Source organism: Streptomyces sp. NBC_00554, from assembly GCF_041431135.1.
Taxonomy (GTDB): domain Bacteria; phylum Actinomycetota; class Actinomycetes; order Streptomycetales; family Streptomycetaceae; genus Streptomyces.
Map to the genome: position 1 here is coordinate 6,818,400 of NZ_CP107799.1, position 24,511 is coordinate 6,842,910.

Below are 24,511 nucleotides of genomic sequence, written 5' to 3' on the forward strand. Positions count from 1 at the left end.
ATTGTCACGCAGGCCCTAAGCCCGTACGCCCGCCGTGTCCCGTGTCTCCGACACCTCCGGCTCGAGCCGCGCGGCCGTTTCCGCGGCCGTCCGGCGTGCCCAGCGGCCGGTGGTCAGGGCGCCCAGGAAGAGGACCGCGAGGCCGCAGCCGGCGATGATCCACCAGGCGGGGGAGGCGGCGGACACGAAGGTGGCCTTGTACGCCGTCGTGGTCACGCCGGAGGCCAGCACCGCGCCGATCACGGCGACGCCGAGGGTGCCGCCGATCTGGCGGCTGGTCGAGGCGATGGCGGCGGCGACGCCCGCCTGGGAGCGGGGCATGCCGGAGACGGCGGTGTTGGTGATGGGGGCGTTCACGAAGCCGAAGCCGAGGCCGAAGAGGACGTAGCCGATGACGAGGGTGGTGTTGGACGTCTCGCCCTCGAACGCGGCGAACAGCACACCGCTCGCGGTCATCGCGATCCCGGCGATCAGGAGGGGTATGCGCGGGCCGCGGCTGCCGACCAGTCGGCCCGACAGCGGTGCGCAGACGAAGCACATGGCCGCCATCGGCAGCATCCACAGGCCCGCGTGCAGTGCGTCCAGGCCGCGCACGTTCTGCAGATAGAGCGTCGAGAGGAACAGGAAGCCGCTGAGCGCCGCGAACCCGGCGACGGCGATGACGGTGGCCCCGCTGAACGGTGCCGAGTGGAAGAAGCGCAGGTCGACGAGAGGTTCGGTGCGCCGGCGTTCGTAGCTGAGGAGGCCGAGCAGCGAGGCGACGGCGACCGCGCCGAAGGCGACGATCTCGACGGCGCCCGAGGTGGGCGCCTCGATGATCGCGTACGTGAGGGAGGCGAGGAGCGCGATGACGAGGAGCTGGCCGACCGGATCCGGGCGGCGGGCCTTGGCGGCGCGGGACTCCGGGACGTAGCGCAGGGTGAGCAGGAGCGCGGCCAGGCCCACCGGGAGGTTGATCCAGAAGATCGAACGCCAGCCGACCGAGTCCACGAGGAGGCCGCCGACCAGCGGCCCCGCGGCCAGCGATATGCCGACCACGGCGCCCCACGCACCGATCGCGCGGGCACGCTCGCGCGGATCCGTGAAGGTGTTGGTGATGATCGACATCGCGACCGGGTTCAGCATCGAACCGCCGACCGCCTGCACCATGCGGAAGGCGATGAGCGAATCGAGGTTCGGGGCGAGGGAGCACAGGACCGAGCCGAGCGTGAAGAGGACCAGGCCCGCGACGAAGACCTTCCGCCGCCCGATGCGGTCGGCTGTCGAGCCCGCCAGCATCAGCAGTGACGCGAGGACCAGCGTGTACGCGTCGATCGTCCACTGGAGGCCCGCCACGCTCGCGTGCAGTTCCTTCTGCATCGAGGGCAGGGCGACATTCAGAACGGTGGTGTCGATGCTCACGATCAGCAGGCTCATGCAGCAGATCGCGAGCACCAGCATGCGGTGGCGGTGGCTGAGCTCGGGCATTCCACCATCGTACGACCGTTTCTATAGTGCGTCTAACTAACGACTGTCGCGGCACTCGCCGGCGTACGTGACAATGGGGGAATGTCCACGCCCACCCTCGCCCCCGCGTCCCCGCTGTCGATCGGCCCCCACACCGTCCAGCCGCCCGTCGTCCTGGCCCCGATGGCCGGGATCACGAACGCGCCCTTCCGCACGCTGTGCCGGGAGTTCAGCGGCGGCAAGGGACTGTTCGTCAGCGAGATGATCACCACACGGGCGCTGGTCGAGCGCAACGAGAAGACCATGCAGCTGATCCACTTCGACGCGACCGAGAAGCCGCGTTCGATCCAGCTGTACGGGGTGGACCCGGCGACCGTCGGCAAGGCCGTCCGCATGATCGCGGAGGAGGGTCTCGCCGACCACATCGACCTGAACTTCGGCTGCCCGGTCCCGAAGGTGACACGCAAGGGCGGCGGTTCCGCCCTCCCGTACAAGAGGAACCTGCTGCGGGCGATCCTCCGGGAGGCCGTGAGCGGGGCCGGTGACCTCCCCGTCACGATGAAGATGCGCAAGGGCATCGACGACGACCACATCACGTACCTGGACGCCGGCCGGATCGCCGTCGAGGAGGGCGTCACCGCGATCGCCCTGCACGGCCGGACCGCCGCCCAGCACTACGGCGGCACGGCGGACTGGGACGCCATCGCGCGCCTCAAGGAGCACGTGCCGGAGATCCCCGTCCTCGGCAACGGCGACATCTGGTCCGCGGACGACGCGGTGCGGATGGTGCGGGAGACCGGGTGCGACGGGGTGGTCGTCGGGCGCGGGTGCCTGGGGCGGCCGTGGCTGTTCGGGGATCTGGTGGCGGCTTTCGAGGGGCGTGTGGAGTACGCGCGACCGACCCTCCGTGAGGTCTCGGCCGTGATGGTCCGGCACGCGACGCTGCTGGGCGAGTGGATCGGCGACGAGGCACGCGGTGTCATCGACTTCCGCAAGCACGTCGCCTGGTACCTGAAGGGCTTCGCCGTCGGCTCCGACATGCGCAAGCGCCTCGCCATCACCTCGTCGATCGCCGAACTCTCCGAGGGACTCGCCGAGTTGGACCTCGACCAGCCCTGGCCGCTCGGCGCGGACGGGCCCCGCGGCCGTACGTCCGGCAACAACAGGGTTGTCCTGCCGGAGGGTTGGCTCAAGGACCCGTACGACTGCGCGGGGATCGGCGAGGACGCGGAGCTGGACACGTCCGGGGGGTGACCCGCCTCGACCCGGTCTCGACAGGGGGAAACCGGCTCGCCTGTGCGGTGTGGCGGACAGCGCGGTGTGGGCGTACGCCCAACTCGACGACCCTGACGACCGTTTGACGCGCATTCAGGGACTCCGCGTCGAACTGCGCGACGCGTTCGACCCGCTCATGCGCTGTGTCAGGGTGATCGTCCTGGAGGGCCCCGCTCCCGCCGCCGAGGCGGCAAAGGGCGTTCAGCGGACGGCGGCGGAGGCCTGTCGTGCTCTGTGGCGGGTCACGGAAGGTGACCCCGGCGCCCGTGAACGCTTCGACGAGGATCACAGGGCGTTCCGCCACAGGCTGGAGGAGTTCATCGAGGCGGCCCGCACGGCCATGATCGCCTCGTGAGGTGCGATGGGGAATTGTCGGATCGACGCGCCAGTTGACGAGTGATCAGCACTCGCGATCCCCAAGGAGCCGACATGTCCGACGCCGACGCAGTGTCGAAGCCCGACGAACCCGCCGTCAGTGAACTCCGCCTGGTCGTCACCGCGGCCGACTACGACGCGGCGCTGCACTTCTACCGCGACGTCCTCGGCCTGGCCGAGCGCGGGGCGTTCTCGTCCCCCGGAGGGCGGGTCACCATCCTCGACGCCGGACGGGCCACCCTGGAACTGACCGACCCCAACCACGCCGCCTTCATCGACGACGTCGAGGTCGGGCGGCGGGTGGCCGGCCATATGCGGGTCGCCTTCCAGGTCGACGACTCCGCCGCCACCACGGCGAAGCTCGCCGCGGCCGGGGCCCAGGTGATCGCGGAGCCGACGCGCACCCCCTGGAACTCGCTGAACTCCCGGCTGGAGGCACCGGGAGCCCTTCAGCTGACCCTCTTCACCGAGCTCGGCGAACCCGACAACTAGCGCGGTAGCGCCAGGCTCAGGCGCCCCCCACCGCCGTAAGCAGCGCCAGCGGCGCCGCCGCCGACCTCGACTCCCGTACGCACGCGTGCGGGTAGGGCACCGGCTCCGAGTGGGTGTCGCGGCCGTAGCCCGCGAGGACCTCGGGGAGGCGGTGGCCCGCGGCGGTGGCCGCGTCGACCAGGGCGTGGGCGACGGTGCGGGCCTCGTCGTGCAGGCCGTACCTCGCCAACCCCAGGGTGATCAGGGCGTTGTCGTGGGGCCAGACCGAGCCGCGGTGGTACGAGAGCGGGTGGTACGCCGCCTGGCCGGAGGCGAGCGTGCGGACGCCCCAGCCGGAGAAGAAGTCGGGTTCGAGGAGACGGCGGCCGACCAGCTTGCCGTACTCCTTGTCGAGCAGACCCGACCACAGGAGGTGGCCCGCGTCGGAGGCGAGGGCGTCGACATGCCGGCCGTCGCCGTCCAACGCCAGTGCGGGGAAGGAGTGTTCGGGCATCCAGAAGTCCCGCTGGAAGCGGTCGCGGAGGTCCCCGGCGGCCTGTTCCAGGAGGGCCGCGTAGACCTCGTCGTCCCAGACCGTGCGGGACAGGTGCGCGGTGCGGCGCAGTGCGTCGTACGCGTATCCCTGCGCACCCGCCGCCATCACCGGTCCTGAGGGGCGGCTGCCGTCGGCCGAGCAGATGGCGCCCGGGGAGTCCTTCCAGTTCTGGTTGGCGAGGCCGCCGCCGTCCGCGCGGTAGACGAGATAGCCGCGCGAAGTCAGCCCGCCGTGGTCCAGCATCCAGCCGATCGCCGCACGGGCGTTGGCCTCCAGGCGCCGGGCCAGGCTCGTATCACCGGTCTGCTCGGTGTACGCGCCGAGCAGCACCAGGAACAGCGGTGTCGCGTCCACCGAACCGTAGTAACGCCCGTACGGCACCTGCCCGAAGTGCGCCAGCTCGCCGTGTCGCACCTCGTGCACGATCTTGCCGGGCTGGCACACCGCCTCGGCGCCCACCTCGGTCGCCTGCGTCGCGGCGAGCGCGGGCAGCGTGGCGGCGGCGAGCTGGGGGCGGTAGGGGAGCGCGAAGAGGGAGGTCAGGAGCGCGTCACGGCCGAGGAGGGTCAGGAACCACGGGACTCCGGCCGCCGGGACGCGGAGTTCCTCGCCGTCCGGGCCCAGGGCGCCGACCTGGAGCGCCGCCAGGTCGGACAGGCCCCGCGAGCAGGCGGCGGCCAGCTCGGGCCAGCCGGTCGGGAAGGGCACGCCCTCGGTGAACTCCCCTTCGAGGGCGAGGAGTTGCTCGTTCGCGGCGGCGGGGGAGAGCGGTACGTCCGGCTCGTGGGCGGCGCCGTGCGGACGTGCCGCGACCCGCAGTGACAGCTCCGCGCTGCCGTGCGGTTCGAGATCGAGGGTCCATACGAGGCGACGGGCGCCCGTGCCCGTCTCCTCCACGCCGTCCGGGGCGGGCTCGGAGGTGACCGTCGTACAGGACCGCCATTCACCGCGCTGGTAGCCGAACTCCACGCCGTCGTCGAGGACTTGGCGGGAGCGGACCACGCCCGTCTTGGCGTAGGTGCGGTAGTCGGAGCGCAGCTCGAACTGGTCCGTGAAGTCGGCGTCCGCGGTGACCGCGACGCGGACCGTGGTGGGCGCCGGGCGGTTGCTGGTGACGCGCAGCGCCTCCACGAACGCGCCCTCGGCGACGGCCTGTTCGCGGAAGACCGTGTATGCGGGCGGTTCGTTGCGGCCGCCGCGCGGGACGAGTACACAGCGTGCCGTGTCGCCGTCCGCGACCGGCGTGAGTGCCTCGGGCACCGCGCCGTCCAGGGTCAGCTGCCAGCGGCTCAAGTGCCGTGCGTCGCGCACGAATAAGCCGTCCGGGGAGCTGCCGCCCCGTACGCCGCTGATGTCCCCGCCGTCGCTCACGGCGGCGAACGTCCCACCGTGCACGAGCAGATGATGCCGGTCCGTCATCCCCGGTCCCCTCCCTTGGCGCCCGTCTCGAATGCGTAGGCGAGCGCGTTCCCGAACGTGCTCGCGCGGTGTGCCTTGTCGAACGTGTCGTGGCCCGGGTGGGAAGCGAACTGATCCGCCCCCGCGGGCGCGTGCAGCAGGTCGAGCGTCAGCGCGGCCGTCCAGCTGAAGCCGAGTGCGCCACAGGCCTCGCCGGTGTACGGATCCACGTACTCCGCGAAGTCGGACTCACCGGCCGTGTCGAGCAGCGCGGCCCGCAGCCCGTCCGCGCGCACCTGCTCGCCGTGCAGCCGCAGCCCGCGCTCCAGCAGCCAGTTGGTGTTGAACCAGGCAGGGCCGCGCCAGTAGCGGTGCGGATCGAACGCGTCCCCGGTCAGGTCGTAACTCGGCACGAGCCGCGTGGCGTCACCGAGTCCGAAGTGCGGGCCGCTCGCGGTGCGTACGAGGGTGGCTGCGATGTCGCTGGGCAGCGTGGGCAGGAGGAGCGGGATCAGCCCGGCGACACTGCGCTCGGTGATGAGAGCACCGCGCACCTGAGAGCGGCGCTCTGTTCCGAGAGCACTGCTCTGCGAGCGCCGCTCCGATTCGAGAGCACCGCTCTCGCCGCCCCCGTACACGTCCCGGCAGAAGAACATCCCCTCCGCCGGATCCCACAGCCGGTCCACCAGGGCCGCCGTCAGGCGCTCCGCGCGGGCGTGCCGGGCGGTCCCGGCCGCCCCCAGCTCCTGTGCGATGTGGGCGAGGGCGTGCTCGGAGGCGATCAGCAGCGCGTTGAACGCCGGGTCCTCGACCGCGAACTCGCCCGCCCCGTCCGCGTACCCGCCGTCCCGGTAGTCCGTCGCCAGCCGCACGTAACGCCCGTAGTCCAGATCCGTCGGACGGTCCTCGGCGGCCCCGTGGTCGAGGTCGGCGCGGCGGAAGGAGCGGGCCGGGGCCGGGGTGATCCGGCTCAGCGGCGCGTCCCAGCAGGGGCTGTTGTCCATGCCCTGCTCCCAGGGGTGGACGACGGAGGCGAGGCCGCCGCCGCCCAGGTCCCGGCGGTGCAGGAGATAGCGGTGCCAGGCGGCGAGGCGGGGATAGACGCGGGGGAGGAAGGCGCGGGCCCGTGAGAGGCCCGGGTCGGCCTGGTGCACCAGCCATGCGGCGAGCGCGTGCACCGGTGGCTGGACGATGCCCGACGTCTGTACGTTGCGCGGGGCGCCGGTGGCGTGCCCCGCGGTCGAGGAGCGCCAGAAGTCGGGGCTCGGGAAGTACGCGTCGAGCGGCACGGAGGGGTTGAAGACGATGTGCGGGATACGGCCATCGCCCCACTGGGCGCCGAGCAGCGTCTCCAGCTCCGTCTGCGCCCGCAGGGGCGACAGGTGGCGCAGCCCGATCGCGATGAACGCGGAGTCCCAGGACCACTGGTGCGGGTACAGGCCGCGCGAGGGCACGGTGGACGTTCCCGTCCAGTTGTCGTTCAGTACCCGGGCGGCCCTGAGGTGCAGCGACCCCGCCGACTGTGCGGGATCGTATACAAGTGGTCCGGTATGGGTGACCTCACCCCGACCCGGTGGCGACGATGGTCCGGAGGTGTGCGCGGGTGTGCCTGAGGTGCGTACGGAGGTGATGATTCCCGTGCGCAAGGCGGTGAGCTGGGTTGTGCTGTCCACTCAGGTCTCCCGGAAGACATCCTGCCGACCAGTTCGGCTGTAGCTACCGTAGGGTTACGTCTATTTAACACGCAAAACTCAATATGTAATGCAGAGTTGAGGAACGCAAGAGGGTGGGCATGACAGGAAGGGCGGACAGGACCGTGCGCGCAGGGAACCAGGCAAGCTCCGGAGAGCTGCTCGAACTGGTGCGCAGCGGCCGGGCCACGACGCGCGGCGCGCTGCAGCAGGCCACCGGTCTGTCCCGGGCCACCGTCGGCCAGCGCCTCGACCGGCTGTTCCGCGTGGGCTGGCTGCGCGAGGGCGCCGGCGGCCCGGTGGACTCCCCGCTCGGGGGGCGCCCCTCCATCACCCTCGAATTCGACGACGCCCACGCCGTCGTCCTCGCCGCCGACCTCGACACCCGGCACGGCCGGGCGGCCGTCCTCACCCTGACCGGCGAGATCCTGGCCGAGAAGTCGGGCCTCCTGGTCGTCGACGAGGGCCCGGACGCGGTCCTCGGAGAACTCGGCCGCTGGTTCGCCGACCTCCTGGTGAAGGCCGCAAAGCCCGCCGACGCCGTGTGCGGCATCGGCCTCGCGGTTCCCGGGCCGGTCGACAGCGACACCGGCCGGGTCGTACAGCCGCCGATCATGCCGGGCTGGGACGGCTATGACATAAGGGGACGCCTGAGCCGCGCGTTCGCTGAGCACGCGGGTGCGGGCACCCTGAGTGCCGCCGGGGCAGGCGTCCCCGTACTCGTCGACAACGACGCCAACCTCATGGCGTACGGCGAGCAGCGCACCGGCTACCCGGACTGTTCGGCGTTCGCCCTGGTCAAGGTCTCCACCGGTATCGGTGCGGGCATGGTCGTCGGCGGCACCATCTACCGGGGGATCGACGGCGGCGCCGGCGACATCGGGCACATCCGGGTGGGCGCCGACGCGCTGTGCCGGTGCGGTTCGTACGGCTGTCTGGCCGCCGTCGCCAGTGGCGGCGCGGTGGCGCGGCGGCTGGCCGAGTCCGGGGTGGCGGCGGCTTCCGGCTCAGATGTGCGGGACCTGCTGACGTCCGGGCATCCGGAGGCGATGGCGCTCGCGCGGGAGGCGGGGCGCCAGGTCGGGGACGTACTGGCGACCGTGGTGACGCTGCTCAACCCGGGCGTTCTGATGATCGCCGGGGATTTGGCCGGAACTCCCTTCCTGACCGGCGTACGGGAGCTGCTGTACCAGCGGGCGCTGCCCCGCTCCACCGCTCATCTGGACGTGGTGACCTCGCGACTCGGCGAGCGGGCCGGGCTGATCGGGGCCGGGGCGCTGGTCGTGGAGTACTTGTACGCGCCTGAGCGGGTCGAGGAGCGGCTGGCGGCGCTGGGTGTGTGACCGACACCGGTGCCGGGTGTGTGACCGACGCCGGAGCTGGGCGTGATCGATGCCCGCTCGGGGAGTTGTGTGACATCCGTGTGACGTGTCCAGATCCTGGTCCGCATGGTGAAATCCGGCCTTCCTCCCGGCGTGATTCTCGCCACGCTTGATAAGGGGTAGGCTCAGATGAGCGGATCATGAGCGGCTGCACTTCTCCAAGGGGTGGCACTCAGTGCCACCCCTTGATCGTTCAGCAGCTGAACTCAGGCGAGTCTGGAGCCGCTCAGATGAGTGAATATCCTGGTCTACGGGCGTTGATTCGTTCAAGAAGTGAAAACATCGCCACCCCATCGCTTGCCAAGCCTTGACTTTCGATCTGGTGGCGGACGAGTGGTTACAGGCGCATGACGCGCAAGTGGACGTACCCAGACGCCTTCGATCTGGGTATGTTCCCCGTCGTCAGGGCAGCCACCGCGACGTCGAGGAGTCGAGACTCGTGTCGGAAAACAAAGATCCCCACGTAGCTGAGAGCGCGGTTGAGGGAGTGAAGTTCGTTTATGACTTCACCGAGGGCAACAAAGACCTCAAGGACCTCCTCGGCGGCAAGGGTGCGAACCTCGCCGAGATGACCAACCTGGGTCTTCCCGTCCCTCCGGGCTTCACGATCTCCACCGAGGCGTGCAAGACGTACCTCGACAGCGGCGAGGAGCCGGCGGCACTGCGTGACGAGGTGAGTGCACACCTCGACGCGCTGGAGCTGCGGATGGGCAAGAAGCTCGGGCAGGCCGATAACCCCCTGCTCGTATCCGTCCGTTCCGGTGCGAAGTTCTCCATGCCGGGCATGATGGACACCGTCCTGAACATCGGGCTCTCCGACAAGTCGGTGCAGGGCCTCGCCAAGCAGGCCGGTGACGACCGCTTCGCGTGGGACTCGTACCGCCGTCTCATCCAGATGTTCGGCAAGACGGTCCTCGGCGTCGACGGCGAGCTCTTCGAGGACGCGCTGGAGGCGGCGAAGGAGGCCAAGAAGGTCACCGTCGACACGGACCTCGAAGCGGCGGACCTGAAGAAGCTGGTCACGAAGTTCAAGAAGATCGTCAAGACCGAGGCCGGGCGGGACTTCCCGCAGGAGCCGCGCGAGCAGATGGACCTCGCCATCCACGCGGTCTTCGACTCCTGGAACACCGACCGCGCCAAGCTCTACCGCCGCCAGGAGCGCATCCCGCACGACCTCGGCACGGCGGTCAACGTCTGCTCGATGGTCTTCGGCAACCTCGGCCCCGACTCGGGTACGGGCGTCGCGTTCACCCGCGACCCGGCCTCCGGCCACCAGGGCGTGTACGGCGACTACCTCCAGAACGCGCAGGGCGAGGACGTCGTCGCGGGCATCCGCAACACGGTCCCGCTCGCCGAGCTGGAGCAGATCGACAAGAAGTCGTACGACCAGCTCATGCAGATCATGACGACCCTGGAGAACCACTACAAGGATCTCTGCGACATCGAGTTCACCATCGAGCGCGGACAGCTGTGGATGCTCCAGACGCGTGTCGGCAAGCGCACGGCGGGTGCGGCCTTCCGTATCGCCACGCAGCTCGTCGACCAGGGTCTGATCGACGAGGCCGAGGCGCTGCAGCGGGTGACGGGTGCGCAGTTGGCCCAGCTGATGTTCCCCCGCTTCGACGACGAGGCGAAGGTCGACCAGATCGGCCGGGGCATCGCGGCGTCGCCGGGTGCGGCGGTCGGCAAGGCGGTCTTCGACTCGTACACCGCGATCAAGTGGTCGCGTTCGGGCGAGAAGGTCATCCTGATCCGCCGCGAGACGAACCCGGACGACCTCGACGGCATGATCGCCGCCGAGGGCATCCTGACCAGCCGCGGCGGCAAGACCTCCCACGCGGCCGTCGTCGCGCGAGGCATGGGCAAGACGTGTGTGTGCGGCGCCGAGGAGCTCGAAGTCGACACCAAGCGGCGGCGGTTGACGTCTCCGAGCGGTGTGGTGGTGGAAGAGGGCGACGTCGTCTCGATCGACGGCTCCACGGGCAAGGTGTACTTGGGCGAGGTCCCGGTCGTCCCGTCCCCGGTCGTCGAGTACTTCGAGGGCCGGATGCACGCGGGTGCCGACGACGCCGACGAGCTGGTCGCCGCCGTGCACCGGATCATGGCGTACGCGGACCGCGTCCGTCGGCTCCGCGTCCGCGCCAACGCCGACAACGCCGAGGACGCGTTGCGCGCCCGGCGCTTCGGCGCCCAGGGCATCGGCCTGTGCCGCACGGAGCACATGTTCCTGGGCGACCGCCGCGAGCTCGTGGAACGGCTGATCCTGGCCGACACGGACGCCGAGCGCGAGGAGTCGCTCAAGGAGCTGCTGCCGCTCCAGAAGCAGGACTTCATCGAGCTGTTCGAGGCGATGGACGGGCTGCCGGTGACGATCCGTCTCCTGGACCCGCCGCTGCACGAGTTCCTGCCCGACATCACCGAGCTGTCGGTCCGGGTGGCCCTCGCGGAGTCCCGCAAGGACTCCAACGAGAACGACCTGCGCCTCCTCCAGGCCGTCCACCGCCTGCACGAGCAGAACCCGATGCTGGGCCTGCGCGGCGTGCGTCTCGGCCTGGTCATCCCCGGCCTGTTCACCATGCAGGTACGGGCGATCGCCGAGGCCGCCGCCGAGCGCAAGAACGCCAAGGCCGACCCTCGCGCCGAGATCATGATCCCGCTCGTCGGTACGGTGCAGGAGCTGGAGATCGTCCGCGAGGAGGCCGACGAGGTCATCGCCGAGGTCCAGGCCGCGACGGGCACCGAACTCAAGCTCGCCATCGGCACGATGATCGAACTCCCGCGCGCCGCGCTGACCGCCGGTCAGATCGCCGAGGCCGCGGAGTTCTTCTCCTTCGGCACGAACGACCTCACCCAGACGGTCTGGGGCTTCTCCCGAGACGACGTAGAGGCGTCCTTCTTCACCGCCTACCTCGAGAAGGGCATCTTCGGAGTCTCCCCCTTCGAGACCATCGACCGCGACGGCGTCGGCAAGCTCGTACGCGACGCCGCCATCGCCGGCCGCGAAACCCGCCCCGACCTCAAACTCGGCGTCTGCGGCGAACACGGCGGCGACCCCGAGTCCGTCCACTTCTTCCACGAGGTGGGGCTGGATTACGTGTCCTGCTCGCCGTTCCGGATTCCGGTGGCGCGGCTTGAGGCGGGGCGCGCGGCGTCGTCTTCGGCGGGGAGTGACCACCGCTGATGCGCTGAAACCCCCGGAACCGCGGTCGGGTCACCCCGACCCTCACCGACTCGACGGCGGTTCGGGCGCACGAAGGAGGGGCGGCACCCTGTGCGGGGGTGCTGCCCCTTCGTGCATCATCTGCGGGGACTGCCAAGCTACGTGGCTGACCAGACAAAATGGCGTTTGCTTGCGTTGGTTGCCGTTGAACGCGAGGGAAGGTGTTGTGCCCTCGTTGTGCCTTCTGGGCGCGATTGGGGCCTGAACGCGCTGCCACCAGAGAGGCTGGTTGTGGACCGTTGGCGGCGAACCCTCCGCCGACGCGACTGCATGTGCGCTGTCGGCCAGATTTCACGCGGTCGTGTTCCGCCTCCTGCTGGATCTGCTGGGCGACGTCACGCCAGTGGTGCAGCCGCTGCCACCGTCCGTAGTGCTCGCTGATGCCGGCGGGGCATGCCGGTATTTCGGAGGGACGCCGTACGAGCTTGCGTTGCAGATCCGGCTCCGAGCCACCACCCACCTTGGCCCCGATGGCCTGGCCATCCGGATCGGCATCGCGCCGACCGAGCACTCGCCACGATGGCGTCCGGCCACGCCGGGACGGAGGGCATACGCCTGGTCCCCGCGGATCCCGACGCGATCCGGGCGTTCGTCTACCCTCTGCCGGTGAAAGACCTGGACGGCATCGGTCCCGCCCATGCGGCCACCCTCGTCCGCTTCGGCCTGGACACCGTCGGAGTCCTTGCCAACACCCCGCTCGGCACCGTGCAGCGTATCCTCGGCGCCCGCGTGGGTCGTCGCGCGTATGACCGGGCTCGCGGTCTCGCCCCCCGCGCGATTGTGCCCACCGCTCTACCTGCCAGCACCAGCGATCAGCGGCTGCTCGACCGCGACACCCTCTACCCGGACCTGCTCCCCACCGAAGTGCTGGACACGGTCGTCACGATCGCGTCTCGGCTTCGGGAGAGCCACCAGGTCGCCGGCGCCCTGATGCTGACCGTGAGTCTGGCCGGAGGCGCCGTGATCGAGCGGACTCGCGCGCTGGCCGCTCCGTCTGCCCACCGAGGACCTGCGGACCGCCGCGATTGGCATGTGGCCCTCCCTGGCCCTGGAACGCGCCCGGGTGCGCGGAATCAAGCTGCGCGCCGACCAGCTCGCCACCGCCAACGGCGTGACTGAGCAGCTTTCCTTGGGCGGCTCCCGCGAGAAGTTGCTGCGGCTGGAACGGGTCATCGGCCGTGCGAACGCGAGGTTCGGGACGGGCGCCGTGGTCCCGGCGACACTGGCCAACCGTCGCGCTGGCTGACCTCGGGGGAGGGCCCTCCACTCTCCCGGTGTAAAGGGCCGACCTACTTCAGCAATCGAGCCCGCATCTCAGCAGGAGATGAGCACTCGACGGTCTACACGAGCAGTTGGTGTACTGACCGGCAGAGATGGGATCCGTGGGCTTCCCGGAAACCGCCCCCTGGGAGAGTCCAACTCACCACACTGGTAACTGCGCCGTGGAGCAAGCGGGTCCATGGCCGATCGGGGGGCGCATCATGGATGTTCTACTGGGTCTGACGCCGGACGGCGCGGCGGACGCGGAAGAGAGCGAGCGGCTGACGATCCGTCTGCGCGCCGAGGTGCGCAGGCTCGACATCTACACGTTGCAGGTGCTTGCCGACGGCGCCCCTCCCGAGGGCGCCAAGGCGGTCGATCCGGTCACCGCGGGCGCCGTCGTCCTGGCGCTGAGCGCTCCGAGCGGGGTACTCACTTCGCTGGTCGGGCTGTTGCAGGACTGGCTCGGGCGGCAGTCCGCCGGGCACCGGGTCTCGGTCACCATCGACAGTGACACGTTGGAGCTGGAACAGGCGACCCCCGAAGAACGGCGGCAGCTGATCGAGGCTTTCGTGCGCCGACACGGGGCGGGTGGAGAGTAGCCGTGGGACGTCGGCTGGCCCTGCTGATCGCCACGTACGCGTATGACGACGAGGGACTGCGGCAGCTGACCGCGCCCGGTCACGACGCCGAGGCGTTGTCCGAGGTGCTGAGCGCCCCGGACATCGCCGGGTTCGAGGTGAAGATCCTGATCAACGAACCGCATGACCGGGTCGGCGCGGCTCTCGGCGATTTCTTCCGCGACTGCCGCCACGACGACCTCGCCCTGCTGTACTTCACCGGGCACGGTCTCAAGGACGACGAGGGCCGGCTCCACCTCGCCACGTGCGACACCCGCCGCAACAACCTCATGTTCACCTCCCTGTCCGCGGAGGGGATCGACCGGGCCATGAGCGCCTGCAACTCCCGGCAGCAGGTGCTGATCCTCGACTGCTGCTACAGCGGCGCCTTCCCGGCCGGCCGGCTCGCCAAAGGCGACGACACCGACGTACACACGCTGGAGCGGTTCCAAGGCCAAGGCCGCGGCCGTACCGTGCTGACCGCCTCCGACGCCACCCAGTACTCCTTCGAGGGCGACCAACTACACGGCAGTGCCCCCCGGTCGGTCTTCACCGGGCACCTGGTGCAGGGGCTGCGCGACGGCAGCGCCGACCTCGACGACGACGGCGACATCACCCTCGACGAGCTGTACACCTATGTCCACGACAAGGTCGTCACCGAGATGCCGCAGCAGCGGCCCAAGAAACAGGAGAACGTAGAGGGCCGCACCGTCATCGCCAGGAACGTCAACTGGGTGCTGCCCGTCCATCTTCAGCAGTCCCTGCGCAGCCCGTTCGCGGACGACCGGCTCGGCGGAGTGCGGCAACTCGCCCACCTGTACCGCATCGGCAACGAGACAGTCCGAGCCCGCGCGGAAGAGCAACTCCGGCTTCTGACGGACGACGACAGCCGCGAAGTGTCCGCCGCGGCAACCTCAGTAGTGAGGGAGGACGTCGAAGGCCTCCCAACGGCCGGTCCAGGGCTGGCAGACCTTGACAGCCTGCTCGAACAGGCCACTGAAGAGCGTAACGAAGGTGCGCTCGAACAGGCCGAGGATCACTACTGGTCGGCTCTCGACCTGGCCATCCAGCACCGCGCCAGGCGGAAGGAAGGCTGGGCGTGGGACGGCCTCGGCTCCTGTCGTTGGAGAGTCGATGACCCCGAGATGGCGCTGAGGTTCTTCACCCGGGCCGATCGCCTCGCCGACGAGACAGGCGACGCACATCTGAAGGCCTGGAGCCTGTACAACTTCGGCGTGTACCGAAACCGACGCGGTGAACTGGCGGCGGCCAAGGACTTCTTCGAGCGAGCCTTGGCGGTGGCGGACACCCATCGCTGCCCTGCGGCCGCAGGCTGGAGCCACCACATGATGGCCGAGTTGGCACGGGCCGAGGAAGACGCCCACCAGGAGCGGGAGCACTACGCAGCCGCTGCGCGTGTCGCCCTGGCTTCTCACGACGACGGTCTGGCGGGTTGGAGCCTGTATCACGTCGCCAGGTGCGCAGAACGCTCCGGCGATTTCCCACAGGCAGGCGAGCAGTATGCGCGCGCCTTGGAGATCGGCGCCCGAATCCACAATCATTGGATGGTCCAGAAGACCGAGGCAGGACTCGCGCGGATCGCCGATCCCAACTAAAGCCTGTGCCAGAAGTCCGTGGGCGGGCATTTCCCTTGTATGGGTGGGGTGTTGAGGGCTGAGCCGGTGTGGATCGAGTGGTTCACCGGGTTGTGGGCGGACCGGTTCGCACGGCTGCTGCGGGCAGTGCGGGAGCGGGGAGAAGCCCGGTAGCAAGTTCCGTGTCCCGAAGGCACGACGCTCCACGACCTACGGCACTTCTATGCCTCGGTCCTGACCAAGAACGGGGCGGCGCCGAAGCAGGTGCAGAGACGGCTTGGTCACGCCAAGCCGTCGATCACGCTGAACGTCTACACCCACTTGTGGGAGGCGGAAGAGGATCGGACGGCCGGCATGATGGAGGCGACTCTCAACGATGTGCCCTGAGAGTGCCCGCCAGCTATGACAGATGGCTGACTTCCCAGCTCAGGAAGTCAGCCATCCACTCTGTGCGGGGGTGCCGTCCCTTCGTGCCTGATCTGCGTCCTCTCCGACGACGAGGTGCCGGCCAGGGGTTAGGGTGCCAGGGGCAGATTCATCGCGTCATAGAGCGGCGCGTCCGCGAAGGGCTGTACCTCGCCGAACCATGCGTAGCCCCATGTCTCGTACAGGCCACGGACCTTCGGGTGATCACGTTCGACGAGGAGCGTCACCCGTTCCTCGGGTCGGCCGCGCAGTAGCTCGTCGTGAATCTTCCTCGCGGCCCCGGTGCCCCGGAATTTGTCGACAACCATGAGTTCGGACAGGGCGAACGTGCGGGCGCCGGTCTCGACGGTCGCACCGTCGGGAACTGGTGTGAGCAGTCCGTTCCACCAGCGGGTGTCGGTCGGCAGCGTGCAGCCGTAGGCGTAGCCGATCGGGGTGTCGTCGAGGTAGCCGACGACCGCGGCGAAGCCGGGCACCTCGGTGTTCCAGCCGAGCCGTTCGTCGAACCGTTCGATGCTGTGGAACTCCTCGCTGAGCCGGTCCGCGTAGATCTCCGCGTACACATCGAGAAGTTCGTGCCGAACGTCATCAAGGCCTGTGGCGTCCCTGCGTTCCAGCTGCAGCCCGTCCATGCTTCACGCTCCTGGGGTCTGGCGTGTCTGCTCAAGGAAGTCGGCCGCCGCCGGCACATGGGCGAAGCGCCGTAACTCCCGCCGTAGGTCGCCGAGTTTCCCCTGAATCCGTTCGCTCTGCACCCGCCCTGCGATCGCGCACGCCTGCCTGGCCTCGGTGACGGCCTGCTCGATGTCGCCGCTGTCGAGAAATGCCTGCGCTCGCTGCGCCGTGTAGTACACCCGGTTGCGCTCGAAGCGAGGCTCCAGCATGTCCAGGGCGGCGCCGGTGAGTAACTGTGCCCGTTCGTGGCGGCCGAGGGCCTGGTGGGCGGCTCCGGCTAGCCCCACCAGTTCCGCAGGCGTCAGGAACGACAGCCAGGCAGCGGGCTCGCCCTGTGTACGGTCGTAGGCCGTCTCGGCGCGGGCGAGGGAGCGTTCGGCGCGAGTACGGTCCCCAGTGCGTGCATGCCCGACGGCCTGACGGCAGTGCAGCAATGCCATCAACCACGGGTCCCCCTTGGCCTGGCGGGTCTCGACCGCGGCTCGGCCGATACGCAGTGCCTCCTGATCCCGGTCGAGGAGGCGTGCCTGCATCGCGAGGTTGGACCACACCCGTGCCTGCAGCATGCCGTCTCCGGCGAGCATGCCGTGCTGCAGGGCCTCGTTGTAGAGGCTGGTCGCCTCCCCTTGCCTACCCGCGTCGTAGGCGAACCAGCCTGCGGACGCGGCGAGATCCCCTGTAGCGGCGTACAGGGCGCGCTCGACGCGCTCTCCGTAGGCGCAGTGGTTGAGCGCGTGGTGGACGTGCCTCAGGGCTTGCGCGGCGACCTTGTGCAGGGCACCCCCGCCGAGAGTGTGATCGTGGGTGTACAGGGCGGGAACGATGCCGCGGATTCGCTCGACGTCGCTCATGCCGAGACGGCCGGCCGAGGGGATGGCGTCCAGGCCGAGAGCGGTGGCCAGGCCGACCGCGATGAACTCCCGTCGTCTCACCGGGCGCTGCTCCTTCACAGGAGTCGGCCGCAGCGGCGGGGTCGGCACACGTGAGGACTTCCGCGGGACGAAACCCATGGCCTCCGGGCTGCGGCCGAAGATTTCTTGAAGGGGCAGAAGGTAGCGGGCCCACGGCCATTGCACGTCCCCGGCGATCCACCGCCGCACATGCCGGTCGGTGCAGTCGTTGGCCTTGCCGAACATGTCCTCGGCAGTTCGGTTCACCTCGTCGGCCAGCTGCTGGTGCGTGAGCCCGAACTCGGTGAGCAGCGCCTCAAGCTGGACGTTCCGTTGTCTGGCCACGACCGTTCCCCCTCGTGCACCTGCGTCCCTCGACGGTAGCCCTACCGCCGCTGCCTGCCCGGTAGAACTGTCCGGTCGGCTGCCGGTAACTCCCCCAGTTCTGTCCTGATGGGCGACAGGACACTTCCGGTTTCCTCAAGTCATGAGCAGAGACGCCCGATCTCAGGAGCAAGGCACGGTCCAACTCGCGGCCCATCCTGTGCCGTCTGTGGACACGCTGTCCGAGGCGCAGGTTCGGGGCAAGGGCTGCGTGTGGTGCGGCGCGACCCTTGACAACCGTGCGGCCGTCGACCTCGGGGAGCGGACCTCAACTGCCCACGGAGTTGAGGCCCGGCGGTGGTTCCCGCGTGGTTGCCTCACGTGTGCTGGAGCGCGCTACTACCGCGCTCTGCTGGACCATGCCGGAACATGCGAGCAGTGCGCCGACGACCAGTCCCGGTGCGAGACAGGCACAGCGCTGCACAAGGCCGTGAGGGAGACCCGGCGATGACCGAGCGCGGGTTGATCTGCTGCTACTGCCAGAAGGCCATCACACCGGCCCAACAGCGCCGCAGTTATGACAAGTTCAGCAGCTCGGTCGGCGGCTCCGCCTTCCACTATCACCTCGCCTGCTTGCTGAAGTGGGCGAAGTCGCCCACCGCACGGTCCTGAACGTGCCGTACGCCGCCTGGCACGCCCAGCCCGTTACCCTCAGCCCGCATGGGAGAACACAGCAGCAGCCCGGTCACTGACGCCTCCGTGGTCGTCGCCGTCGACAACGAGGGCCTGGTAGCCGTCCTCAGCGCCGACTTCCCCCGCCACGGCGGCGAGTACCTGTTCCTGCCCGGCGGACGCAGGGAACCCGGCGAAAGCCCCGAAGAGTGCGCACGCCGCGAGCTCGCCGAAGAGGCGGGCGTCACCGCGCAGACGTGGCGTGCACTCGGTTCATACGCCATCATCCTCGGCTCCACCAGTCGCGTCCACCTCTACGAGGCCCGCGACCTCTCCTTGGGCCGCCAATCCCTGACCCCGTCCGAAGCCGGCTTCAAGTTGTCCTGGTGGCCCCTTGCCGACGCCATCAGCGCCGCAGCCGACGGTCAGTTCCTGCTGCCTGCCGGGCCGCTGGCTCTCATGCTCGTGGAGCGCTTGACCTGACTTTCTCCCGGAGGGGCGGCATCCTGCGTGGGGCGGCGCTGACGCTCGTCACTACACTCTGCCGGACCCAGGGATGGCGAACATGACCATGCGAACAAGGCTGCTGCTCGCCCTCCTTGCCGGTGCACTCCTGCTGAGTGGCTGCAGCCAACCGTCCGCGCCCGGAGCCGCCGACGACGGAGTGAGTCTCACCGTCAGTGGCGGCTTCGCCGGGGTCCAGTACGGCATCGAGGTCGGCCCCGGCGAAGAGGTTGACCTCACCGACCGCAAGGGCGGCCGCGAGCAGTCAGATGCACTGACGCCGGCCGAGAAGAAGCAGCTCAACTCCCTGCTCGACGCGGTGGACTTCGGCGAGCTTCCGTCCCGCAGTGTCGACGAGAACGCCAGGGACCGCTTCGAGTACCGCCTGCAGTACGACGGCCACACCCTGGTCACCGACGGCAGTACGGACCTGGGCCCGGCCAGTGACCTCATCGCCCATCTCGAGAGCTGCATGCAGGCGCGGCGCTGAGCTCGTTCCCTCTTAGCGCGGCACGAAGGCCGCGAGTGCCCCCCGTGCAGCCGTTCCGTTCGGCCAGGTCCACCCGGCGACGACGTGTCGGGACGACCTCTGCGGGGCCTCGGCCTGCCCCAGGACGCGGTTCACCTGGACGTCGAGCCCGTCGGCAGGGCCGGTTCCGTGGACGGTGACTGTCGGGTCAGGGGTGTCGCTCTCGCTCTGCTGCTGCGGAATCGCCTCACCGCGTAGGAGGGCGCCCAACTGGGCCATCAGCACCGGGTCGTGGACGCCGTCGTAGATCCACCGGGTGCCGAGCACACCGTGTTCGGACGTGCCGATCAACGCCTCGCCGGGGGCGCCATCGAGAGCCGCGTCGCGGTAGCTCATCGGCACCAGATACGCCACCGGCTCCTGCGCGGTGGCGTCCACCACGACCATGAACTCGATCCCGACCGCACCCGCCGGATCGTCCAGACGGAACCCGCCGGCCTTGACCAGTTCCGGCGTCGCCGCGTCGCCCGCGTACCAACTCTGCTTCGGCAGCCAGTCGGTGAGCAGCTCCAGCTTGGTGGGCGTCATGGTGGTGCGGTGGATCGAGGCCATGCGGGCTTCCTCACGCGTAGGTTCTGGTCCCGTCCTTCGACGGTGTGATCGAACCTAACCGACAGTTCGGGTACGAGTGAGGCGGAGGCCCACCGTTCCCAGGGCGAGAAGGAAGAGGCCGAGTGAAGCGGTAAGGAGAAGGAGGAGGGCGGGTGCTCCGGTGCTGGGCAGTTCGTCGCCCGGTTCGGAGGGGTGCGGGCTGGACGGGGCGAAGGTGCCATTCGGCTGGCCGACCGGCTCGCTGGTCGGTACGTCGGTCGGGTCTGCCGAGGTGGTCCCCCCAGTGGAGCCGGCGCCGCCCGGCCCACCTCCGCCGACGGTCCCTGTGTCGCTTCCCGTGGTGTGCGTCGTAACCACGATCGGCCCGCCGCCGATGTCGCGGTCGGAACCCGCCTGGAACGCCGCGAACGTGGAACCGCCCAGGACAACGGCCGCCGCCACCGCCGCCAGGGCCAGAGTGAGCGGCATCCGCCGCGCGGTGCGGACCCTCGGGCGGGGCGCCGGGCGCGGCGCGCGGGGTACGCCGAGCAGGGAGACGAGATAGCGGCGCCAGAGCGGGGAGTTCTCGGTCGGCCGGTATCGCGCGTACGGCCGGTCCGCGCGTCCCCGCCCCACCAGGGACTCCAAGTACCGGCGCCGGAACGGGGTCCGGCTCACTCCGCGGGTACCTCGCCGGGTGCCGGTGCGACCCCCAGTACGAGACCGTCACCGATCGGGTGCGGCTGCGGCCGCTGCGGGGCGGACTCGGCCGCCCCCGGTTCCTGGAGCGCTTCCTGCACCTGCCGGGTAGCGCCCAGCTGTTGCAGCAGCGCGGGCGCCGACGCACCGACCGCGACGGCGGCCATCATGCCGATGACCTGGGAGTGGAACAGCCCGCCCGCGATTCCGCCGAGGGCCAGCCGGGTCAGGGCGACCAGCGAGTCGGCGGGCAGGTCGACATGCTCGCGCAGCGACGGCAGGCGTTTCCTGCGCTTTGCCCTCGCCCTGGCCTCGTGTCGTGCCGTCCGCCACTCCGAGACCCGCCCGTAGAAGACGATCGCCTCGATGAGGCAACCTCCGATAGCCCCGCACACCATCGCTGTCGGCCAGTCCACGATTCCCCCGTCGGCCCGAACCCGGCCCGAAATCCCGAGGAATCAGCGTCCCAGAAGAGGCGCAGGCGCGAGAAGGTACGGGACCTGTGAGGGCGCACATCAGACCCGTCTCCTCCTCGCTCCGTACGCCCGCGTACAGCAACTTGCCGAGGGCGCCCCCTACTTGTGTCAGAGGGCCACGGCGACCGAGTTGAACGGTGTGTCCGGGGTCGTGGGGAGGCCCAGTTGGGCGTTGGCGACGTAGAGGAGGCTGCCGAAGTGGGCGGCGGTGGTGGGGATGTTGAAGCGGGGGTCGGTGATCGTGCGGGTCAGGGTGGCGGTGGTGGCCCCCGGGTCGAGGGTGAGGACGCTGACCTGATTGAGGCGGTTCTGGACGACGTACAGCGTGTGGCCGATCCGGACGAGGCCGTCGCCGTTGGTGAGCGCGGTCGTGCCGCTCAGGGTGATCTCGACGGCCTCACCGGTGGTGAGCGGTACGCGGTAGAGCTTGCCGCCGTTGACGACGATCAGGGCCTTGCCGTCCGGGGTGCCGACCAGGCCGTTGGCGCTGAGTCCCGTGGCCGACTGCACCCAGTCGCCGCTGATCGGCAGTTCGCGGACGTCTCCCGTGCCGCCGCGCGGCACGCCGTAGAGGACGGCGCCGTAGGAGTCGGTGAACCAGGCGCGGTCGCCGAGCAGGGCGACGTCGTTGATGAAGTGGCCTGTCGGGTCGGTGAGTTGGTAGGTGGCCACGAGGTTGCCGGTCCGGGAGTCGACGATGCGCGCGGCGCCGCCGGTGGATCCGGAGGAGAGGTACAGCAGGCCGTCGTGGTCGTCGACCTTCAGCCCGTTGGTGATTGTGCCGGTCGCGCCCGCGTAGAGGATGGTGCCCTCGCCGGTGCGCAGGTCGGCGCGGTAGACGGCGCCGTTCGCGCGGGAGCCGAAGTAGGCGTACGGCTTGGCGCCGATGGAGATTCCCTCGGGGAGGAAGCCGTTCGGGAGCGGGATCTCGGTCGGCCAGGAGGACGTGGCGGACGCGGCATTCGCCGTTCCGGCACCGGCCGCGAGCGCCAGCGTGGCGAGGGCGGCACCGCCGAGGACGGCGCGGCGCGTGGGGGAGGGGTGGTTGCGGGGCATGGCTCAAGGCCTCCGGGGAGAACGGGGGGCGGGACCTGGCGAGCACAGGGAATCAGCCGACTCTGAGAGCCGTATGAATCCCGGCTGCGTTCGCCAGGCGTCCCACCCCCTTCCCCCACAGCGGTTACGCCCGGAACGGCCCCGTCACCTCGTACGTGATCCCGCCCGACGAACTCCCGCTGGTACCGCGCTGGCTGGAGAAGTACAGCCGCCTGCCGTCGGGTGAGAACGCCGGTCCCGTGATCTCCGAGGCCGACTGGCCGGTGATGCGGAGGAATGGCGCGATCACGTCGGCGGGAGTGATCACGCAGATCTCCATGTTGCCGCCGTCCTCGGCGACGAAGAGGTCGCCGGAGGCGGTGCCGGTGATGTTGTCGACGCCGGTCAGTGGGGCCGTGCCGGACGTCACGAGGGAGTCGTCGTACGCCAACTCGTAGGTGTTGCTCGCCAGGTTGAGCTGCCAGACGCGGTTGTCGCCCTTGGTGGTGAACCAGACCGTGTTGTCGGCGTAGTGGCAGCCCTCGCCGCCGTTGAAGGACTTCGAGCCGGAGACCTGGGTACGGGTGGTCGTCGGCGAGCCGTCCGGGTCGGGGATGGTGGTCCAGGTGAAGGAGCCCGAGGTGGCCGTGCCCGCGACCAGGACCTGGAGGGTGCCGGCGGACAGGTTGCCCCAGGTGGTCGGGACGAAGCGGTAGAAGCGGCCGTTGGTCTCGTCCTCGGTCAGGTAGATCACCTGGCGCACCGGGTCGGCGGCGGCAGCCTCGTGCTTGAAGCGGCCGAGCGCGGGCCGCTGCACCGCCGCGTTCACGCCCCACGGGTCGGTCTCGTAGACGTAGCCGAGGGACACCTCCTCGCAGGACAGCCAGGTGTTCCACGGGGTCTTGCCGCCCGCGCAGTTCTGCCGGGTGTTGGAGAGGATGCGGTACGCGGCGGTGACCGTGCCGGTCGAGGAGAACTTCACCGCGCTCGTCCCGCCGGAGGGGTTGATCTCCGAGTTGGAGACATAGATCCAGCCCGTGCCGTCGGCGTAGCAGGCGCCGCCGTCGGGGGCGCTGTGCCAGGTGTACGAGGTGCCGGGGACCGTCTGCCCGGAACGGGCGATCACCCGGCTGGTGAACCCGCTCGGCAGCTGGATGCCGTTGGCGTCGGCGGTGCCGAGTGCCCCGTAGGGGCCGGTGCCGGGCTGGGCGGGTGCGGCATAGGCGGCGCCGCGCCACAGGGTTCCGCCCAGGACGGCGGACGAACCACCGAGGACGGCTGCACGCAGAAGGGTACGACGTTCCACTCTCGCTCCAGAGGGCCGTGACCGCCCCGCCGCCGGGGTCGACGGCGGGGTCGCGCGCTGACGGATCCTAGACGCGCAGAGTTGACGGGTCATGGACAAATTGCGTCGGGTGGGCGGACGGCTGGGTGGGAGGCCGGCCAGACCGCGGGGAACGCCTCGCGGCATACGCTGGTATTCCCGGAACACCGGGCACACCCTGAGGGAGCTCAGCCATGACGGGCTGGAACGCGAGCGACATCCCCGACCAGAGCGGCCGTACCGCCGTCGTCACCGGCGCCAACAGCGGCATCGGCTACGTCACCGCACGTGAACTGGCCCGCAAGGGCGCCCAGGTGATCCTGGCCTGCCGCAGCGAGGCCCGCGGCAACGAGGCCGGGGACCGACTCGTGTCCGAAGTGCCGGGCGCGCACGTCGAGTTCGTACGGCTGGATCTCGGGGACCTGGAATCCGTACGGGAGTTCGTGGCAACGTACGAGCACGCGTACGACCGGCTCGACCTGCTCATCAACAACGCCGGTGTGATGGCGCTGCCGCTCGGCCGTACGGCGGACGGGTTCGAGACGCAGTTCGGCGTCAACCACCTCGGGCACTTCGCGCTCACCGGGCTGCTCCTGCCCGCACTGCTCGGCACCCCAGGCGCCCGCGTCGTGACGCTCTCCAGCGGGGTCCACGCGCTCTCGAACATCGACATCACGGACCTCAACAGCGAGCGCCAGTACCGGCGTTGGATCGCCTACGGCCGTTCCAAGACCGCCAACCTGCTCTTCACGCACGAACTCGCCCGCCGCCTCGCCACCATCGGCTCCGAGGTCGTCGCGGCCGCCGCCCACCCCGGGTACGCCACCACCAACCTCCAGACCGCCGGGGCCAGGATGGAGGGCCGCAAGGGCACCGAGCGGCTCATCGAGATCGGCAACCGGGTCTTCGGGCAGAGCGCCGACGCCGGAGCGCTGCCCACGCTGTACGCCGCCACCGCGCCCGGCGTACAGCCCGACTCCTTCACCGGGCCCTCGTTCGCGATGTGGCGCGGCTCGCCCGCGAAGTCCTGGCGGGCCGGATGGACCCTCAACGACCTTGCGGGGGAGCGGCTTTGGGAGGCCTCGGAGGAGCTGACGGGAGTGACGTACGACGCGCTGAAAGTGTGACAACGCCAGG

24 protein-coding genes and 1 pseudogene are annotated in these 24,511 nt (G+C 69.8%); 15 read left to right on the forward strand and 10 right to left on the reverse strand.

Annotated features, from left to right (window positions below; genetic code table 11):
* Positions 1 to 15 precede the first annotated feature (15 nt).
* Complete coding sequence (locus OG266_RS30075) at positions 16 to 1,467, reverse strand: MFS transporter (protein WP_371549389.1); 1,452 nt, start codon at positions 1,465 to 1,467, stop codon at positions 16 to 18.
* A gap of 81 nt (positions 1,468 to 1,548) precedes the next feature.
* On the opposite strand from OG266_RS30075, the gene dusB reads away from it, so the two are divergent.
* The 3 genes from dusB to OG266_RS30090 all read left to right on the forward strand — a co-directional run bounded on the left by dusB (position 1,549) and on the right by OG266_RS30090 (position 3,588).
* Entirely contained in the window at positions 1,549 to 2,700 is a 1,152-nt protein-coding gene (gene dusB, locus OG266_RS30080; protein WP_266462746.1) for a tRNA dihydrouridine synthase DusB, read from the forward strand.
* A 49-nt stretch (positions 2,701 to 2,749) separates the two neighbouring features.
* The gene (locus OG266_RS30085; protein WP_371549391.1) at positions 2,750 to 3,076 is read left to right on the forward strand and encodes a hypothetical protein; all 327 of its coding nucleotides are present in this window, start codon (positions 2,750 to 2,752) and stop codon (positions 3,074 to 3,076) included.
* A gap of 74 nt (positions 3,077 to 3,150) precedes the next feature.
* Positions 3,151 to 3,588, forward strand: coding sequence for a VOC family protein (locus OG266_RS30090; RefSeq protein WP_371549393.1), 438 nt, complete (start codon positions 3,151 to 3,153; stop codon positions 3,586 to 3,588).
* A 16-nt stretch (positions 3,589 to 3,604) separates the two neighbouring features.
* Here the strand turns inward: OG266_RS30090 and OG266_RS30095 are convergent, their stop codons facing one another.
* Positions 3,605 to 5,542, reverse strand: a complete 1,938-nt coding sequence (locus OG266_RS30095) for a glycogen debranching N-terminal domain-containing protein (RefSeq protein WP_371549395.1) — start codon at positions 5,540 to 5,542, stop codon at positions 3,605 to 3,607.
* Complete coding sequence (locus tag OG266_RS30100; RefSeq protein ID WP_371549396.1) at positions 5,539 to 7,194, reverse strand: hypothetical protein; 1,656 nt, start codon at positions 7,192 to 7,194, stop codon at positions 5,539 to 5,541. Before OG266_RS30100 ends, OG266_RS30095 begins: the two co-directional genes overlap by 4 nt.
* Before the next feature lie 119 nt (positions 7,195 to 7,313).
* Here OG266_RS30100 and OG266_RS30105 point away from each other — a divergent pair, with 119 nt between their 5' ends.
* The 8 genes and pseudogenes from OG266_RS30105 to OG266_RS30140 all read left to right on the forward strand — a co-directional run bounded on the left by OG266_RS30105 (position 7,314) and on the right by OG266_RS30140 (position 15,676).
* Complete coding sequence (locus OG266_RS30105; protein ID WP_371549398.1) at positions 7,314 to 8,555, forward strand: ROK family protein; 1,242 nt, start codon at positions 7,314 to 7,316, stop codon at positions 8,553 to 8,555.
* 478 nt (positions 8,556 to 9,033) lie between these two features.
* Positions 9,034 to 11,775, forward strand: coding sequence for a pyruvate, phosphate dikinase (ppdK, locus tag OG266_RS30110; RefSeq protein ID WP_266462761.1), 2,742 nt, complete (start codon positions 9,034 to 9,036; stop codon positions 11,773 to 11,775).
* A 558-nt stretch (positions 11,776 to 12,333) separates the two neighbouring features.
* On the forward strand, positions 12,334 to 12,933 hold the full coding sequence (locus tag OG266_RS30115) for a hypothetical protein (protein WP_371549400.1): 600 nt from the start codon (positions 12,334 to 12,336) through the stop codon (positions 12,931 to 12,933).
* Complete coding sequence (locus tag OG266_RS30120) at positions 12,926 to 13,060, forward strand: hypothetical protein (protein WP_371549402.1); 135 nt, start codon at positions 12,926 to 12,928, stop codon at positions 13,058 to 13,060. The genes OG266_RS30115 and OG266_RS30120 overlap by 8 nt, the downstream gene beginning before the upstream one ends.
* A 235-nt stretch (positions 13,061 to 13,295) precedes the next feature.
* A complete protein-coding gene (locus tag OG266_RS30125) occupies positions 13,296 to 13,676 on the forward strand; it encodes a hypothetical protein (RefSeq protein ID WP_371549403.1) in 381 nt (126 codons plus the stop codon).
* Positions 13,677 to 13,678: 2 nt separating this feature from the next.
* Entirely contained in the window at positions 13,679 to 15,310 is a 1,632-nt protein-coding gene (locus tag OG266_RS30130; RefSeq protein WP_371549405.1) for a caspase family protein, read from the forward strand.
* 39 nt (positions 15,311 to 15,349) lie between these two features.
* A pseudogene (locus tag OG266_RS30135) lies at positions 15,350 to 15,451 on the forward strand (IS5/IS1182 family transposase); the annotation flags it as partial.
* A 72-nt stretch (positions 15,452 to 15,523) separates the two neighbouring features.
* Positions 15,524 to 15,676 carry an integrase gene (locus OG266_RS30140; RefSeq protein ID WP_371553015.1) on the forward strand — a complete coding sequence of 51 codons (153 nt, stop codon included), beginning with the start codon at positions 15,524 to 15,526 and terminating at the stop codon, positions 15,674 to 15,676.
* 128 nt (positions 15,677 to 15,804) lie between these two features.
* Here the strand turns inward: OG266_RS30140 and OG266_RS30145 are convergent, their stop codons facing one another.
* Positions 15,805 to 16,347: a GNAT family N-acetyltransferase gene (locus tag OG266_RS30145; protein WP_371549407.1), complete on the reverse strand. Its 543-nt coding sequence runs from the start codon at positions 16,345 to 16,347 to the stop codon at positions 15,805 to 15,807.
* Between the two features lie 3 nt (positions 16,348 to 16,350).
* Positions 16,351 to 17,625: a hypothetical protein gene (locus tag OG266_RS30150; protein ID WP_371549409.1), complete on the reverse strand. Its 1,275-nt coding sequence runs from the start codon at positions 17,623 to 17,625 to the stop codon at positions 16,351 to 16,353.
* Between the two features lie 486 nt (positions 17,626 to 18,111).
* Here OG266_RS30150 and OG266_RS30155 point away from each other — a divergent pair, with 486 nt between their 5' ends.
* The 3 genes from OG266_RS30155 to OG266_RS30165 all read left to right on the forward strand — a co-directional run bounded on the left by OG266_RS30155 (position 18,112) and on the right by OG266_RS30165 (position 19,270).
* On the forward strand, positions 18,112 to 18,276 hold the full coding sequence (locus tag OG266_RS30155; protein ID WP_371549411.1) for a hypothetical protein: 165 nt from the start codon (positions 18,112 to 18,114) through the stop codon (positions 18,274 to 18,276).
* 48 nt (positions 18,277 to 18,324) lie between these two features.
* Positions 18,325 to 18,759 (forward strand): NUDIX hydrolase, encoded by a 435-nt coding sequence (locus OG266_RS30160; RefSeq protein ID WP_371549412.1) that lies wholly within the window; start codon positions 18,325 to 18,327, stop codon positions 18,757 to 18,759.
* Between the two features lie 82 nt (positions 18,760 to 18,841).
* The gene (locus OG266_RS30165) at positions 18,842 to 19,270 is read left to right on the forward strand and encodes a hypothetical protein (protein ID WP_371549414.1); all 429 of its coding nucleotides are present in this window, start codon (positions 18,842 to 18,844) and stop codon (positions 19,268 to 19,270) included.
* Positions 19,271 to 19,282: 12 nt separating this feature from the next.
* Here OG266_RS30165 and OG266_RS30170 read toward each other — a convergent pair whose 3' ends face one another.
* From OG266_RS30170 to OG266_RS30190, 5 genes are all read right to left on the reverse strand, one after another.
* Positions 19,283 to 19,861 (reverse strand): 1,4-alpha-glucan branching protein, encoded by a 579-nt coding sequence (locus tag OG266_RS30170; protein ID WP_371549416.1) that lies wholly within the window; start codon positions 19,859 to 19,861, stop codon positions 19,283 to 19,285.
* Between the two features lie 54 nt (positions 19,862 to 19,915).
* Positions 19,916 to 20,518, reverse strand: coding sequence for a hypothetical protein (locus OG266_RS30175; RefSeq protein WP_371549418.1), 603 nt, complete (start codon positions 20,516 to 20,518; stop codon positions 19,916 to 19,918).
* Positions 20,515 to 20,955 carry a hypothetical protein gene (locus OG266_RS30180; protein WP_371549420.1) on the reverse strand — a complete coding sequence of 147 codons (441 nt, stop codon included), beginning with the start codon at positions 20,953 to 20,955 and terminating at the stop codon, positions 20,515 to 20,517. The genes OG266_RS30175 and OG266_RS30180 overlap by 4 nt, the downstream gene beginning before the upstream one ends.
* Before the next feature lie 168 nt (positions 20,956 to 21,123).
* A complete protein-coding gene (locus OG266_RS30185; protein ID WP_371549422.1) occupies positions 21,124 to 22,071 on the reverse strand; it encodes an SMP-30/gluconolactonase/LRE family protein in 948 nt (315 codons plus the stop codon).
* Between the two features lie 124 nt (positions 22,072 to 22,195).
* Entirely contained in the window at positions 22,196 to 23,356 is a 1,161-nt protein-coding gene (locus OG266_RS30190) for an alkaline phosphatase PhoX (protein WP_371549424.1), read from the reverse strand.
* Between the two features lie 212 nt (positions 23,357 to 23,568).
* On the opposite strand from OG266_RS30190, the gene OG266_RS30195 reads away from it, so the two are divergent.
* Positions 23,569 to 24,501, forward strand: coding sequence for an oxidoreductase (locus tag OG266_RS30195; protein ID WP_329547715.1), 933 nt, complete (start codon positions 23,569 to 23,571; stop codon positions 24,499 to 24,501).
* Positions 24,502 to 24,511: the final 10 nt, after the last annotated feature.